At 59.8% G+C, this 15,160-nt stretch carries 18 protein-coding genes; 16 read left to right on the top strand and 2 right to left on the bottom strand.

The annotated features are described in order from the left end of the window. The first annotated feature begins 16 nt into the window (after positions 1-16). From HFP51_RS10775 to dapD, 11 genes are all read left to right on the top strand, one after another. On the top strand, positions 17-454 hold the full coding sequence (locus HFP51_RS10775) for an SUF system Fe-S cluster assembly regulator (protein ID WP_176875722.1): 438 nt from the start codon (positions 17-19) through the stop codon (positions 452-454). Next, a complete protein-coding gene (gene sufB, locus HFP51_RS10770) occupies positions 451-1,932 on the top strand; it encodes a Fe-S cluster assembly protein SufB (protein WP_176875721.1) in 1,482 nt (493 codons plus the stop codon). Before HFP51_RS10775 ends, sufB begins: the two co-directional genes overlap by 4 nt. Continuing rightward, on the top strand, positions 1,929-2,654 hold the full coding sequence (locus HFP51_RS10765; RefSeq protein ID WP_176875720.1) for a hypothetical protein: 726 nt from the start codon (positions 1,929-1,931) through the stop codon (positions 2,652-2,654). The genes sufB and HFP51_RS10765 overlap by 4 nt, the downstream gene beginning before the upstream one ends. After that, on the top strand, positions 2,647-3,396 hold the full coding sequence (gene sufC, locus HFP51_RS10760; protein WP_176875719.1) for a Fe-S cluster assembly ATPase SufC: 750 nt from the start codon (positions 2,647-2,649) through the stop codon (positions 3,394-3,396). Before HFP51_RS10765 ends, sufC begins: the two co-directional genes overlap by 8 nt. Then, on the top strand, positions 3,393-4,154 hold the full coding sequence (locus tag HFP51_RS10755; protein WP_176875718.1) for a SufD family Fe-S cluster assembly protein: 762 nt from the start codon (positions 3,393-3,395) through the stop codon (positions 4,152-4,154). The genes sufC and HFP51_RS10755 overlap by 4 nt, the downstream gene beginning before the upstream one ends. 2 nt (positions 4,155-4,156) lie before the next feature. Continuing rightward, complete coding sequence (locus HFP51_RS10750) at positions 4,157-5,365, top strand: aminotransferase class V-fold PLP-dependent enzyme (protein ID WP_176875717.1); 1,209 nt, start codon at positions 4,157-4,159, stop codon at positions 5,363-5,365. A gap of 9 nt (positions 5,366-5,374) precedes the next feature. Further along, positions 5,375-5,917, top strand: coding sequence for an SUF system Fe-S cluster assembly protein (locus tag HFP51_RS10745; RefSeq protein ID WP_176875716.1), 543 nt, complete (start codon positions 5,375-5,377; stop codon positions 5,915-5,917). Further along, positions 5,917-6,270, top strand: coding sequence for an iron-sulfur cluster assembly accessory protein (locus HFP51_RS10740; protein ID WP_176875715.1), 354 nt, complete (start codon positions 5,917-5,919; stop codon positions 6,268-6,270). Before HFP51_RS10745 ends, HFP51_RS10740 begins: the two co-directional genes overlap by 1 nt. Positions 6,271-6,355: 85 nt before the next feature. Then, entirely contained in the window at positions 6,356-7,591 is a 1,236-nt protein-coding gene (locus HFP51_RS10735; protein ID WP_176875714.1) for a cytochrome P450, read from the top strand. An 83-nt stretch (positions 7,592-7,674) separates the two neighbouring features. After that, positions 7,675-8,343, top strand: a complete 669-nt coding sequence (locus HFP51_RS10730; protein ID WP_176875713.1) for a pyrimidine 5'-nucleotidase — start codon at positions 7,675-7,677, stop codon at positions 8,341-8,343. Then, the gene (dapD, locus tag HFP51_RS10725) at positions 8,340-9,182 is read left to right on the top strand and encodes a 2,3,4,5-tetrahydropyridine-2,6-dicarboxylate N-succinyltransferase (protein WP_176875712.1); all 843 of its coding nucleotides are present in this window, start codon (positions 8,340-8,342) and stop codon (positions 9,180-9,182) included. Before HFP51_RS10730 ends, dapD begins: the two co-directional genes overlap by 4 nt. A 3-nt stretch (positions 9,183-9,185) precedes the next feature. On the opposite strand, the gene HFP51_RS10720 is transcribed toward dapD, so the two are convergent. Beyond that, entirely contained in the window at positions 9,186-9,782 is a 597-nt protein-coding gene (locus tag HFP51_RS10720) for a TlpA disulfide reductase family protein (protein ID WP_255454642.1), read from the bottom strand. A gap of 46 nt (positions 9,783-9,828) precedes the next feature. Here HFP51_RS10720 and argH point away from each other — a divergent pair, with 46 nt between their 5' ends. The 5 genes from argH (at position 9,829) to HFP51_RS10695 (ending at position 14,455) form a co-directional block, all read left to right on the top strand. Next, positions 9,829-11,205 carry an argininosuccinate lyase gene (gene argH, locus HFP51_RS10715; protein WP_176876654.1) on the top strand — a complete coding sequence of 459 codons (1,377 nt, stop codon included), beginning with the start codon at positions 9,829-9,831 and terminating at the stop codon, positions 11,203-11,205. Next, entirely contained in the window at positions 11,202-11,444 is a 243-nt protein-coding gene (locus HFP51_RS10710; protein ID WP_176875711.1) for a hypothetical protein, read from the top strand. Before argH ends, HFP51_RS10710 begins: the two co-directional genes overlap by 4 nt. A gap of 3 nt (positions 11,445-11,447) precedes the next feature. Next, positions 11,448-12,710, top strand: a complete 1,263-nt coding sequence (lysA, locus tag HFP51_RS10705; RefSeq protein WP_176875710.1) for a diaminopimelate decarboxylase — start codon at positions 11,448-11,450, stop codon at positions 12,708-12,710. Between the two features lie 20 nt (positions 12,711-12,730). Then, the gene (gene galU / locus HFP51_RS10700) at positions 12,731-13,588 is read left to right on the top strand and encodes a UTP--glucose-1-phosphate uridylyltransferase GalU (RefSeq protein WP_176875709.1); all 858 of its coding nucleotides are present in this window, start codon (positions 12,731-12,733) and stop codon (positions 13,586-13,588) included. 81 nt (positions 13,589-13,669) lie between these two features. Beyond that, on the top strand, positions 13,670-14,455 hold the full coding sequence (locus tag HFP51_RS10695; protein ID WP_176875708.1) for a bifunctional precorrin-2 dehydrogenase/sirohydrochlorin ferrochelatase: 786 nt from the start codon (positions 13,670-13,672) through the stop codon (positions 14,453-14,455). 15 nt (positions 14,456-14,470) lie between these two features. Here the strand turns inward: HFP51_RS10695 and HFP51_RS10690 are convergent, their stop codons facing one another. Next, complete coding sequence (locus tag HFP51_RS10690; protein ID WP_176875707.1) at positions 14,471-15,037, bottom strand: HNH endonuclease; 567 nt, start codon at positions 15,035-15,037, stop codon at positions 14,471-14,473. Between the last annotated feature and the right edge of the window lie 123 nt (positions 15,038-15,160).

Genomic DNA, 15,160 nt, shown 5'->3' with positions numbered 1-15,160 from the left:
GATTAAGGATCTCATTATGCGCCTGTCGAGCATGGCAGATTATGCAGTTGTGACGATGCAGGCGGCCGCACAGCATTGCGGGGGCGCCCGTACGAGCGCGACCCAGCTCGCCGAAGAAACCGGCATTCCGCTGCCCACAACCCAGAAACTGGTGAGCCTTTTGTCGCGCGGTGGATTGCTGAAATCGATCCGCGGTGCAGGCGGCGGTATCCAGCTTGCTCGTCCGGCGGCCGCGATTAGCCTTGCCGATATCATCGAGACGGTTGAAGGCCCGATCGCCATGACTGCCTGTGTCGAGCATGGGAAGCAGGATTGCGCTCTCGAAGCCTCCTGCCAGGTCAAACCGCATTGGGCGATCGTCAATACAGTCATCCGCGATGCGCTGGCCGATGTCAGCCTTGCGACCCTTGCCCATTCCGAACCCGTTTCCGCTATTGAAAGCGCCACCGCATGACCGACGAAGCGAAAGTCCGTAACGAAGAAGCCTTTGAGGCGGCGAAAAAGGCGGAGACCTATGAATGGGGTTTCTCGTCCGACATCGAACAGGATTTTGCGCCCAAGGGACTCAATGAAGATACCGTCCGGTTCATTTCGGCGAAGAAGGACGAGCCGGAATGGATGCTCGAGTGGCGGCTCAAGGCGTTCCGGCGCTGGCAGGAAATGGAGAGCCCGGATTGGGCCAAGCTCAACATCCCGCCGATCGATTATCAGGATGCCTATTATTACGCCGAGCCCAAGGCGAAGCCAAAGCTCAACAGCCTGGATGAAGTCGATCCCGAGATTCTCCGGGTCTATGAAAAGCTCGGCATTCCGATCGAGGAACAGAAAGTTCTCGCCGGTGTGGAGGGCGCACGCAAAGTGGCCGTTGATGCGGTGTTCGATAGCGTCAGCGTTGCCACCACCTTTCGCGAGGAACTCTCCAAGGCGGGCGTTATCTTCCTGTCGATTTCCGAAGCGATCCGGGAGCATCCAGAGCTCGTCAAGAAATGGCTCGCCAAGGTCGTGCCAGTCCATGACAATTATTTCGCCGCGCTCAACTCGGCGGTCTTTTCCGATGGCACCTTTGTCTACATCCCAGAAGGCGTGCGCTGCCCGATGGAATTGTCGACCTATTTCCGGATCAACGCGGAAAATACCGGCCAGTTCGAACGGACCCTGATCATTGCCGAGAAGGGGAGCTATGTCTCCTATCTCGAAGGCTGCACCGCGCCGATGCGTGACGAGAATCAGCTCCATGCCGCCGTTGTTGAGCTGGTTGCGCTCGACGATGCCGAGATCAAATATTCTACCGTCCAGAATTGGTATCCGGGCGATGCCGAAGGCAAGGGCGGGATCTATAATTTCGTCACCAAGCGGGGCCTGTGCCAGGGCAAGAATTCGAAGATCAGCTGGACTCAGGTTGAGACAGGTAGCGCGATCACCTGGAAATATCCGAGCTGTGTGCTGAATGGCGAAAACAGCGTTGGCGAATTCTATTCGGTCGCGCTCACCAATAATTACCAGCAGGCCGATACCGGCACCAAGATGATCCATAATGCGCCGGGCACCCGCTCAACGATTATCTCGAAAGGCATCAGCGCGGGTAAATCGGACAACACCTATCGCGGTCTCGTCCGCGTTGGTCCCAAGGCTGAAGGCGTGCGCAACTTCACCCAGTGCGACAGCCTGTTGCTCGGTGATCAATGCGGCGCGCACACGGTCCCGTATATCGAGGTGAAGAACCCGACCGCGCAGATCGAGCATGAGGCAACGACCTCGAAGATTTCGGACGACCAGATGTTCTATGCCCAACAGCGCGGCCTCGACGAAGAAGAAGCGGTGGCGTTGATCGTCAATGGATTTGCCAAGGACGTGCTCAAACAGCTGCCGATGGAATTTGCCGTCGAAGCGCAGAAACTGCTGGGTATCAGCCTGGAAGGGAGTGTCGGATGACCAAGCATCTTACGCCATTCGCCGCCTGCCTGTTGTTGGCGTCGCCGGCCGCGCTGGTGGCTCAGGAGCAGACCGATGGGGACGTCGATCTCGACGTTATCGATTCCCTGTTCGCGGACGAAGAAGAGGCGGCTGAGGACAATACCGCGCCTGAGGGCGACGCATCGGATGACGAGGCCGAAACTTCGGACGAAGACGAAGCTGGCGAGGATGAAGCCACCGAAGACGACGAGGCGAACGACGAAGAGGCGGCAGAGGAAGAAGAGCCGCCAACGCCGTCCGACCTGACGCTCGCTTTCAACGGCTATTCGAACTGCGCGACGGAAGCAGGCGTCGAGCTCGAAGAAACCGGTTTCTCGCTCAATGTGATTGGTGATGAAGCCTTGCTGCGCTGCTCGGGCCAACGCGCAGCCTATGTGAACGCCTTCTATTTCAGCATGCTGCCCCGCTATCCCGATGCGCCCGAAGCGACGATCCGGGCAAGCGCCGAACGTTTGGTCGCCCAGTCTGATGCCGCGCTCGCGCATCTGATCGTCGAAGAAGCGAGTGCCGCGCGCGAAACGCGGGAAGCAGAAGCCGCCGCTGATGAAGCATTGGAAGCAGCCGAAGCGGCAGAAGATACCGAGGGCGCAGACGAAGAATCGCCGGACAGCGATGCTCCCGATACCCCTGACAATGATGATGGCGAAGCTGCCGCAGATGAAACGGAACCCAATGCTTAAGATAGACAATCTCCACGCCGAAATTGGCGGGACGCCCATTTTGAAGGGCCTGAGCCTCGAAATCGGTGCGGGCGAAATCCATGCGATCATGGGACCCAATGGTGCTGGCAAATCCACGCTCGCTTATGTGCTGGGCGGCCGGGACGGCTATGAAGTCACGGCTGGATCGGTGAGCTACAAGGGCGAAGACCTGCTCGATATGGATCCGCATGAACGCGCCGCCGCCGGACTGTTCCTGGGCTTCCAATATCCGGTCGAAATTCCCGGCGTGTCCAATGTCCAGTTCCTGCGCACAGCGCTCAATGCCCAGCGCACGGCGCGCGGTGAAGAGGAGCTCTCGGGCGCTGACTTCCTGAAACTCGCCCGTGCCCAGGCCGCCTCGCTCAAAATGAACGCCGAGATGCTGAAGCGCGCCGTCAATGTTGGCTTTTCCGGCGGCGAGAAGAAGCGCAACGAGATGGTCCAGATGGGTATCATCGATCCGACGCTCGCGATCCTCGACGAAACCGATAGCGGTCTCGATATCGATGCGCTGCGCACGGTCGGCGAAGGCATCAACACGATCATGCGGCAGGCCGATAAGGCGGTGCTGTTGATCACCCATTATCAGCGTCTGCTTGATGTCGTGAAACCGGATTTTGTCCATGTGCTGGCCGATGGCCGGATCGTGAAGACCGGCGGTGCGGAGCTGGCACTGGTGCTCGAAGAGCAGGGCTATGAGGCGATTGCGGAAGCGGCATGAGCGATACTCTTCCCCTTCCAACCCGTCGCGACGAGGCCTGGCGCTATAGCGATATCGATGCGCTCGCGCCGGTATGGCCGGATATCGCTGGCACGCGCGAAGACATTGTCGTTGCTGCTGGCGAGAGCGCCAATCGCCAGCTGGTGCTGGCGCCCGGCGAACCGAATGTGGCCGTCGAAACTCTCGTCATCCGGCTTGAGAAAGACGCACGCTTTGCGCTCCATTGCCTGGCGATCGACGCGGATTATGGCCGCATCGCTGTAGAAGTGACGCTTGCCGAGGGCGCGCATTTCGAGCTTGGCGGTGCGATCCTCGGGACCGGAGACCAGACGCTCGAAATTGTCACGGACGTGCGCCATGTTGAACGCGGCGGTACCAGCAACCAGGTGGTTCGCTCCGTGCTCGGCGAAACGGCAACCGGCTCGTTCCTCGGCAAGGTGGCCGTCGCCCGCGATGCGCAGAAGATCGATGCCTCGCAATCGGTAAAGGCGATGCTGCTCGATCGCACGGCGACGGCTAACGCCAAGCCGGAGCTTGAGATTTTCGCCGATGATGTGAAATGCGCGCATGGCGCCACGGTGGGCGAGCTCGACAAGCAAGCGCTGTTTTATCTCGCCTCGCGCGGTCTTCCGCCTGCTGAAGCGCGCAAGCTGATGCTTCAGGCCTTTATCGCCGATGCCTTTGTCAGCCTGGACGATGAAGCCGCCCATGACGCCATCGAAGCCAAGGCGCTGGCCGTGCTGGAGGCGATCACGTGAACATGATGCCCGCCTCTTTGCCACATGATATCCGCGCGGATTTCCCGGGGATCGGTGATGGCTGGCGCTATCTCGATACGGCAGCCACGGCGCAGAAGCCACAGGCCGTGATCGATGCGATCAATTCCGGCTATGGCGAAAAATATGCGACCGTCCATCGCGGTGTCTATTCGCGCTCGGCCGATATGACATTGGCCTATGAGGCCGCCCGGCGACGGGTCGGTGAATTTATCGGCGCCGCGTCAGACAGCGAGATCGTGTTCACCCGCGGCGCGACCGAGGCGATCAACCTTGTCGCGCATAGCTGGGGCAATCAAAATCTCGGCCCGGGCGATCGCATCATGCTGTCCGAGCTTGAGCATCATTCGAACATCGTGCCCTGGCAGCTGCTCGCCGAGCGGGTTGGTGCCGAGATCGATGTCGCACCGCTGACCGAAGATGGCCGGATCGATCTTGATGCCATGGCCGATATGCTCACTGCGCATCACAAGCTGGTCGCGCTCGCCCATGTCTCCAATGTTCTGGGTTCGCATCTCGATGTCGCGCGCGCGGCTCAGCTTGCCCATGCTGTCGGTGCGAAACTGCTGATCGATGGCTGCCAGGCTGTTCCGCGTATGTCTGTCGACGTGCAGGCGCTCGATTGCGATTTTTACGTCTTTTCCGCGCATAAACTTTACGGCCCGACCGGCATCGGCGCGCTCTGGGCGCGGAGCGAAATTCTCGCCGGAATGCCGCCCTGGGAAGGTGGCGGATCGATGATCGACAAGGTCAGCTTTTCCGGCACGACTTATGCTCCTGCACCGCAACGCTTTGAAGCCGGTACGCCGCATATTGTCGGCGCGCTCGGGCTTCATGCCGCGATCGATTATGTCACCAATCTCGGTCTCGACGCGATCCATGCGCGCGAGACAGAGCTGGTTGCGGAAACCCGCGATGCGCTTTCCCAGATCAACAGCGTCCGGCTCTACGGGCCCGATGATGCTGCCGGTATTGTCAGCTTCGGTATCGAAGGTGTGCACCCGCACGATATCGGTACGATCCTGGATGAAGAGGGCGTGGCAATCCGCGCTGGCCATCATTGTGCGCAGCCCTTGATGGCCTATCTCGGGGTCGACGCCACGGCCCGGGCAAGTTTTGGAGTCTATAACAACAGCGACGATGTCACCGCCCTTGTGAAGGGCATTGAACGCGTCACCCGGATATTCGGATAGAGGCTTGGTATGAACGAAGAACGCAAGATCAGTGTCGAAGAAGTCGATGCCGTCGACAAGCCCGCCAAGGCGCGCGTCGATCATGTCGAGGACGCCAAGGGTAACGAGGACGGGGCTGATGCTGTGAAAACCACTGTCGTGGCGCCGTCTCCGTACGAAGCCGAAAGCGATGCCGCCAAGCTCAACCGCAAGAAAGACTATCTCGAAGGTTTCCTGGCTGGGCAGCCGAAGGAAGAACCGTCGAGCAGCGGCGATCTGCGCGACGATATCATCGCGGCGATCAAGGAAATTTACGATCCCGAAATCCCGGTGAACATCTATGATCTTGGCCTGATCTACGGTGTGGAAGTGAGCGATAATGCCGAGGCCTTTGTCTCGATGACGCTGACAACGCCGCATTGTCCGGTAGCCGAAACCATGCCCGGCGAGGTCGAGCTGCGCGTCGGCTCGGTACCCGGTGTCGGCCATGCCGAAGTCAATCTCGTCTGGGATCCGCCTTGGGACCCAAGCAAGATGACCGATGAAGCCAAACTCGAACTGGGGATGCTGTAATGGCGACCACGATCCGCGAGATACCCGCCGCACTCACACTGACTGACTCGGCAAATACGCGCATAGCCAATCTGCTTGCAAAGGCCCCGGAGGGCACGATCGGCGTGAAGCTATCCACCCCGCAACGGGGTTGTTCAGGCCTCGCCTATTCGGTCGATTATATCAGCGAAGCCGATCCGATGGATGAGAAGATCGTGACTCCCGGCGGCGATTTCTATGTCGATGCGGCTTCGGTCCTCTATCTGATTGGTTCGACGATGGACTGGAAAGAGGATGATTTCACCGCTGGCTTCGTGTTCGACAATCCCAATGCCACCGGCAGCTGCGGGTGCGGAGAAAGCTTCACCGTCTAGCGGCGCGAAAAATTCCCCATTCCGGTGAACCTTTGGCCGTTACGGACTGACTGTTATACTAGTCAGCACCGGCGAAAGGCGAACCATGACGCATAAATTTGACCTCCAGAGCGTAGCTTTCATGCGCGACCCCTTTCCGACCTTGGCGGCGCTGCGCGATACGGGGTCGGTGATCGAGATCAAGGTGCCGCTGATGGGTCGGGTCTGGCTCGCGACCAGCCATGCGGCGGTAACCGATATGCTCAAGGGCGCGGATCTCTTCGCTTCGGACGGACGCAATGTGCCCGGCGGCAAATCGACGGTGCCGCGCTGGATGCCGAAAAACCTCAGACTACTTGGCGAAAATATGCTGATGATGGACGATCCTGACCATCGCCGATTGCGCAAGCTGGTGGACGCGCCGTTCCTCGCGCGGAGCATTACCGCCTATCGGCCGCAGATCGCGACGCTGGCAGATGGCCTGCTCGATCGCATGGAAGCCGAGGGCAATCGCGATATCGTCAATGGCTATGTACGCGCGCTGCCGCTGCTTGTAATCTGCGAGATGCTGGGACTGGGCGGCGATGACAAACAGCAATTCATGGACTGGACCGACCAGATGACACGGTCGGTCGGCATCTGGACAATTCTCAGGACGATGCCGGCGCTTGGGCGCATGATCCGCTATATCCGAAGCGAAATCGCCGCTGCGCGCAATGGCGAGCGCGAAGGCTTGCTCGTCGATCTCGTCAATGCCGAAGCCGATGGTGACCGGATGAGCGAGGATGAGCTTGTAGCCATGGTCGCGATCCTCTTTTTCGCGGGCCATGAAACGACCACCCATCTGGTCTCCACCGGGATCGCTACCCTGTGCGCACACCCGGACCAGCTCGCCGCGCTGCAGGCTGATTGGTCGCTCGCCGCCCCGGCCGTCGAAGAGCTGATGCGCTACAATTCTCCCGTCCAGATGACCAAGCCCCGGATCGTGCGCGCCGATATCGACTTTCACGGCGCGCAGCTGAAACGCGGCGATCGTATCATGGCCTGTCTCGCTTCGGCGAATAGCGATCCGGCCGTTTTCGAGGATCCGGAGGTCTTCGACATCTGGCGAGAGCGGCCGCAACGGCATGCGGGCTTTGGCGGCGGCATCCACCTTTGCCTTGGGTTGCATCTGGCGAGAGCCGAGGGACAGATCGCGCTCGAACGCCTGTTCCGTCGCTGGCCGGACCTGCGGGTTCCCCAACCAATTGCGGACCGCGATTGGATTCCGCGGCTGGGTCTCCATGGCTATCGCTCGCTCCCGATAGAGATGGAAATGCCGGCCCAGCGCGAGGCCGCTTAACCGGGAAGCAACTGCATCTATCATTGAGAACCCGGCGAAACATTTTGCAGTAATCCCGCGCGCCCATTAGGAGCGCAAGCACCATGGTGCCGCATCTTTCCCATATCGATCACTGGATCTTCGATCTCGATAATACGCTCTATCCGGCAAGCGCGCGGCTGTTCGACCAGATCGATGTGAAGATGGGCGACTATATTTCCGGCCTGCTCGATGTGGATCGGGTCGAAGCGCGGCGCATCCAGAAGCATTTCTTTCACAGCCATGGCACAACGCTGTCTGGTTTGATGGAAGCGCATGACGTCGAACCCGGTCATTTCCTCGATTATGTCCATGATATCGATCTCGAGGTGATCGACGAGGATCGCGCGCTGGTGAAGGCGATCGGCGAGCTACCGGGTCGCAAATTCGTGTTCACCAATGGCGATGGCCCCTATGCGCGGCGGGTGCTCGACAGGCTCGGCCTGGGCGCCAGTTTTGAGGCGATTCACGACATCCATGCGTGCGATTATGTGCCCAAACCGCAACGCAGCGGATATGACGCCATGTGTCACACATTCAATATTAAGCCTGACCGTGCACTTTTTGTGGAGGATATGGCGCGCAATCTAAGGCCGGCCAAAGCTATGGGTATGGTAACGGTCTGGGTGAATAATGGCTCGGAAAGCGGATCGCACGAGCATGATGACGAATATATCGATTATGAAATTGCCGCGGTTACGCCGTGGCTCAGCGAATTAGTGGAGGCGGCATGAGCAAGCAGCTCGAACAGACCATCGAAAAAGGCTGGGAACGGCGCGAAAGTGTTGGGCCGGATACAGGCGGCGAACTGCGCGAGGCGGTTGAGGCAGCGCTGGCTATGCTCGACAATGGCGAGGCACGCGTGGCGACCAGGGCCGGCAGCGAAGGCTGGGTCGTCCATCAATGGCTGAAGAAAGCCGTGCTCCTCTCATTCCGGCTCAATGACATGCAGCTCATCGAGGGATCGAATGGCGGCGGGCATTGGTGGGACAAGGTTCCGTCGAAATTCAACGATTGGGATGCCGACCAGTTTCGTGAAGCCGGGTTTCGCGCAGTGCCGGGTTCGATCGTCCGCAAGGGCGCGCATATCGGCAAGGATGTCGTGCTGATGCCGAGCTTTGTGAATATCGGCGCGCATGTCGGCGACGGCACGATGGTCGACACCTGGGCTTCGGTCGGCAGTTGCGCGCAGGTCGGTGCACATTGCCATATCTCGGCCGGCGCCGGAATCGGCGGTGTGCTCGAACCGCTCCAGGCCAATCCGACGATCATCGAGGATAACTGCTTTATCGGCGCGCGCTCCGAAGTTGTCGAAGGCGTGATCGTCGAAGAAGGCAGCGTGCTTGGGATGGGCGTCTTCATCACCGCCTCGACCAAGATTATCGATCGCTATACCGGCGAGGTCTTTACCGGCCGGGTGCCTGCCTATTCGGTGGTCGTGTCGGGTTCGACGCCCAATCGCGAAACGGTGGACGGCGCATTGGCGCCCAGCCTCTATTGTGCGGTGATCATCAAGCGGGTCGATGAAAGAACGCGGTCAAAAACCAGCGTCAACGAATTGCTGCGCGGCTAGGGGCTATTCCTCGCCGATAGCGCCGGAAATCAGCGTATCGGCGCGCTCGCCTGCCCAGTCCATTCCGCCGATGACGCGAAACAGCTCGCGGCCTTCGGCATCATAGAGGATGGTCACAGGCAGCGTGTCGAGGGCCAGTGCTGCCATCATCGCATTGTCCGGATCCAGCCATTGCTCAAGCTCGGCAAAGTCATTCTCCGCGAAGAAGGGCGTAACGACTTCGGCGCCTTGCAGATCTTCGCTGATCGTCATGACCCTCAGCGCTCCGGCTTCACGGGCGGCCAGTGCATCCAGCGTCGGCATTTCGGCGATGCAGGGCGGGCACCAGGTGGCCCAGAGATTGACGAGCAGCGGCTGACCTTCAAGTTCTGCAAAGGATATCGAGCGTCCATTCGGGTCCGAAAAACTCAGATCAGGCGCAGGCTGGCCGCGATATTCGATGCTTACCCTGCCCATTTCCTGCGATCCGCCATGGGAAGCCGGCGGTGCACCGTTCATCCCGGGAGCCGATAAGGCTTCTTGCGAGGCTTCGCTGCTTTGCCTATCGCAAGCGGCGAGCAGCGGCGCGAAGCCAAGGAGCAAGACGATTACTAAGCGCACAGGTCATTCCAGTCATTTAGTGGCCAGTCAGATAGTGGCCAATCAGATGTGGGGCGGGCGCTTCGCCGAAGGCCCGGCGTCCGTCATGCGCGAGATAAATGCCTCTATCCCGTTCGACAAGCGACTCTGGCGCCAGGACATCGCCGCAAGCCGCGCGCATGTCGCCATGCTCGGTGCGCAAAAGATCATTGATACCGCCGATGTGCAGGCAATTGATGAGGGGCTTCAGGCGATTGCCGCAGAATATGAGGCCGATGGCGTACCCGAAGATCTCGATCTTGAAGATATTCACATGCATGTCGAAAATCGGCTTACCCAGCTGATCGGCCCGGTCGCCGGGCGCTTGCATACCGCCCGCTCTCGCAATGACCAGGTGGCGACCGATTTCCGGCTCTGGGTCCGCGATGCAATCGACGCCATGGATGCCGGGCTGGCTGCCTTCCAATCCGCCCTTGTCGCGCGCGCAGAAGAGCATGCCGATACGTTGATGCCGGGTTTCACCCATCTCCAATCGGCTCAGCCGGTGACGCTCGGCCACCATCTCATGGCCTATTATGAGATGGCCCGGCGCGATCGCAGCCGCTTTGTCGATGCCCGCGCGCGGCTCAATGAATCGCCATTGGGCAGTGCGGCTCTCGCAGGCACCGGATTTGATCTGGATCGCGAAGCGACAGCGTCGGCACTCGGCTTTGATCGGCCAACGGACAATTCGCTCGATGCGGTTTCGGATCGTGACTTCGCCCTCGATTATCTGATGGCCGCAACGCAATGCGCGCTGCATCTCTCGCGGCTTGCGGAAGAATTTGTGATCTGGGCGAGCCAGCCCTTTGGTTTCATCACGCTGCCGGATGCTTATTCGACCGGCTCGTCGATCATGCCGCAAAAGCGTAATCCTGACGCAGCCGAACTGGTGCGCGGACATTCCGGCCGGATTGCCGGTTCAATGACGGCGCTGGTGATGACGATGAAGGGCCTGCCGCTCGCCTATGCCAAGGATACACAGGACGATAAGCCGCCTGTGTTTGAAGCGCATGACCTGCTCGCGCTCTCACTTGCCGCGATGACCGGAATGGTCGAGACGACCACGTTCGTGCCGGAGCGCATGCGGGCGCTTGCTGAATCCGGCCATGCCACAGCCACCGACCTTGCCGATTGGCTGGTCCGCGAAGCCAATGTGCCATTTCGCGAAGCGCATCATATCGTCGGCAGCGCGGTGAAGCTCGCCGATGATCGCGGGGCAAAGCTTGATGACCTGTCGCTTGCTGATCTCCAGGCGATTGATGATCGGATTGGCGAAAGCGTGTTCGATGTGCTGAGCGTGGATGCATCCGTCGCCAGCCGCTCGTCGCATGGCGGAACCGCACCCGATCAGGTGCGCGCACGGATTGCCGCGGCGAAGCAAGCGTTGGAGCAAGGAGAATGATCCGCACAGCAATAGTCCTGACCAGCGCATTGATCCTCACCGCTTGTGGTGGACGCGAACCGCTCCAGCCGGCCCAGGGTGAGGGGATGCCAGTTGCGCCCGCCATGGCGCAAACCGAGCCGACGACCGATGATTTGCTCGAGCCCTCGACCCAGCAGCGGCCCGAGCGTGTCGATGAACTTTTGCGCCGTTCCGAAGAGCGCGAAGACGATCCCTTCGACCTGCCGCCGCCCGGTTGATCCATGGACCATTTTTCCCTTCGCGACGGCGTCATGCATGCCGAAGATGTGCCGCTGACCCGGATCGCCGAGGAAGTGGGTACGCCGGTCTATGTCTATTCGCGCGCCACGCTTGAACGCCATGCAAGGGTGTTCCGTGATGCGCTGTCCGCCTTACCACGCGTCCATATCGCCTTTGCGATCAAGGCCAATCCGAACCTTGCCGTACTGCGCGTCTTGTCACGCGAAGGTTTCGGTGCCGATATCGTCTCAGTTGGAGAGATGAAGCGCGCGCTCGCGTCGGGCATGGCGCCAGCCGATATCGTTTTTTCCGGCGTCGGCAAGACCCGCGACGAACTGCGCGAAGCGCTTGATGCCGGGATCGGTCAGTTCAATATCGAGCTGGAAGAAGAAGGCGTGGCGATTGCCGAATTTGCGCGCGCTATGGGCAAAACCGCCACTGCCGTGTTGCGCATCAACCCCGATGTCGATGCCGGTACCCATGCGAAGATCTCGACCGGCCTGAAGGAAAACAAGTTCGGCGTGCCGATCGATGAGGCACCGGAAATCTATACGCGGCTTGCCGCATTGGACGGGCTCGCGATGCGCGGGCTGGCGCTTCACATCGGCAGCCAGATCTTCGATCTCGAGCCAATCGAACAGGCTTTTGCCAAGGTCGGTGGCCTTGTCATGCAGCTTCGCGCTGCGGGCCATCAGATCGAGCGTGTCGATCTCGGCGGCGGGCTCGGCGTGCCCTATGAGCGGGACAAGGTTCCGCCATCGCCGGCCATTTATGGCGAGATGGTCGCCCGCGTGACCAAGGATTGGGACGTCACATTGATGTTTGAGCCCGGCCGCGTGATTGTCGGCAATGCGGGCGTCTTGCTGACCCGGGTGATCTGGGTGAAGCCCGGTGTCGTCCGCCCCTATGTGATTGTCGACGCCGCAATGAACGATCTTGCGCGCCCCGCAATGTATGATGCCTGGCATGATTTCGAAGCGGTTGAGCCTATCGGGGAGCGTATGCTCGCCAATATAGCCGGCCCGGTGTGCGAGAGCGGTGATACCTTCGCAATGGGCCGCGATATCGATGCGGTGAAAGCCGATGATCTTGCGATATTCAGAACCGCTGGCGCCTATGGCGCGACCATGGCGAGCACCTATAATAGCCGCGCATTGGTGCCCGAGGTAATGGTCGATGGCGATCAGTACGCCATTGTCGCGGAGCGGGTCTTGCCCGATGCGCTGATCGCTGCCGAGCATGTGCCCAACTTCTTGAACGACTGAGAGAATAAGGAAATCGTCCGATGAAACCCATTCGCAAAGCCGTTTTCCCGGTCGGTGGACTTGGCACGCGCTTTCTCCCCGCGACCAAGGCGATTCCAAAGGAAATGCTCCCGGTCGTCGACAAGCCACTCATTCAATATGCGGTCGAAGAAGCGCGCGAGGCCGGGATTGAAGAGATGATCTTTGTTACAGGCCGGGGGAAGTCGGCAATCGAGGATCATTTCGATATCGCCTATGAGCTCGAGACCACCATGGCTGATCGCGGTAAGGCCAATGATGCAATCGCCGGCACGCGCTTTCGGCCGGGCGACGTAGCTTATGTTCGCCAGCAAGAACCGATTGGGCTCGGCCATGCGGTCTGGTGCGCGCGGCATATTGTTGGCGACGAGCCGTTCGCGATTTTTCTCGCGGACGAGCTGATGATCGGCGAGCCGGGCTGCATGAAGCAGATGGTCGACGCCTATCATCAAACCGAAGGCAATATCGTTTGCGGCTATGAAGTCCCGGCCGATCAGACGCATAATTACGGGATTGTTGACCCGGGCGAAGAGAATGGGCCGTTGGTTGAGGTCAAGGGGCTCGTTGAAAAGCCTGCCCAGGGTTCCGCACCGTCCAATCTGATGATTCCCGGTCGCTATATCTTGCAACCCGAAGTGATGCGCGTGCTGGAAGATCAGGAACGCGGAGCCGGCAATGAAATCCAGCTAACGGACGCCATGGCGCAGATGATCGGCGATCAGCCTTTCCACGCGTATCGCTTTGGCGGTCGCCGGTTCGATTGCGGCAGCAAGTCGGGATTCATCAATGCCAATATCGCCCTGGCGCTTGATCATGATGATATCGCGGATGATGTGCGCGCCTTTGTCGCAACGCTCTAGCGACAGGCATCGTTAATCGCAGCTTTCCGAGGCACGACAAAGGCCTTCGACCCTCTCGCCGGACCTGCTATATAGCGTCTCATGCAGAGTCTCCCGATCTTCCTGCGCCTCCTGAATCGCCCGGTAATATTGCTCGGTGAGGGTGAGGCGGCAGATGCGAAACGGCTAATCTTGGAACGCGCTGGCGCGGACATTGTTGGCGAGGCCGACTATGCGGCAATCGCGGTTGTCGCCATCGAAGATGATGCCGAAGCCGAAGCCGCCGTGGCACGCTTGAAAGAGCGGCGTATTCTCGTGAACGCCGTTGACCGGCCGAAGCTATGTGATTTCACCTTGCCTGCAATTGTTGATCGCGATCCTGTGCTTGTCGCCATCGGCACCGGAGGCGCTTCGGCAGGGATGGCCAAGGCCCTACGCCAACGATTGGAGCAATTGCTCCCGGCCCGGCTTGGCGCGATCGCCCGGCGGCTGCGCGACAAGCGACCCGATATTAAGGCGAAATGGCCGGATGCCGCGGACCGACGCCGTGCAATCGATGCGGCGCTCGATGATGGCGCGGCACTCGATCCGCTTGCGCCCCATGCGCCGCAGGATGTCGACGGCTGGATCGATGGCGATGAAACGAGCAGCCATCAGGGCCATGACCAATTGGAGGTCGTCCAGCTGCGCTCCGCCGATCCGCATGATCTGACAATCGGCGAAACTTTGCTTCTGGGTCGTGCTGATCAGCTTTACTTAGGCCCGGGTGTGCCACAGGCGATCGCCAATCGCGGCCGCGCGGATGCACAGCGGATACCGGCGAACGCCGTGCCGGAAGATCCCGCACCTGGGCTTTCAGTTTTTGTGACGGTAACGCCGGTCAACTAGGCTGTTCTTGTCAGCTTATTCTTCCAGTTCGACATCCCAATAGAGCCAGTCGCGCCAGCTATCATGGAGATAATTGGGCGGAAATTGCTTGCCATGCTGCTGTAATTGCCAGGTCGTTGGCCGGTGTGGCGGTACCGTGAGGCGCATATTGGCCTGTTTCGGCGTCCGTCCGCCCTTTTTGAGATTGCAGGGCGCACAGGCCGTGGCGACATTTTGCCAAGTGGTTTTGCCGCCCAGTCGGCGCGGCACGACATGATCGAACGTCAGATCTTCTGGCCGCCCGCAATATTGGCAGGTGAAATGATCTCGCAGGAACAGGTTGAACCGCGTGAATGCCGGATATTCGCTGGGCCGGACATATTGTTTGAGCGCGATCACGCTCGGAATCTTCATCGTCAGCGAGGCGCTATGCACTTCGCGTTCGTAATTTTCGACGATATTGACGCGATCGAGGAACATGGCCTTGATCGCCGTTTGCCAGGGCCAAAGGCTCAACGGATAATAGGATAGCGGTGTGTAATCCGCGTTCAGCACGAGCGCCGGGCAGCTATCCGGATGGCGGATGAGATCAGGGTGATACATGGGCCGACACGTCTCCAGCTTTGCGAACCCGCAAAACCAGCGCCTTTCGACCTGTCACACCCAGGACGAAAGAAACCGGCCAACCGGTTCTTCCATCTGTTGTCACGGCTTTAGACAGATTAC

Source organism: Parasphingopyxis sp. CP4 (assembly GCF_013378055.1).
GTDB lineage: Bacteria > Pseudomonadota > Alphaproteobacteria > Sphingomonadales > Sphingomonadaceae > Parasphingopyxis.
This window is presented reverse-complemented; position numbering and strand designations above follow the sequence as displayed.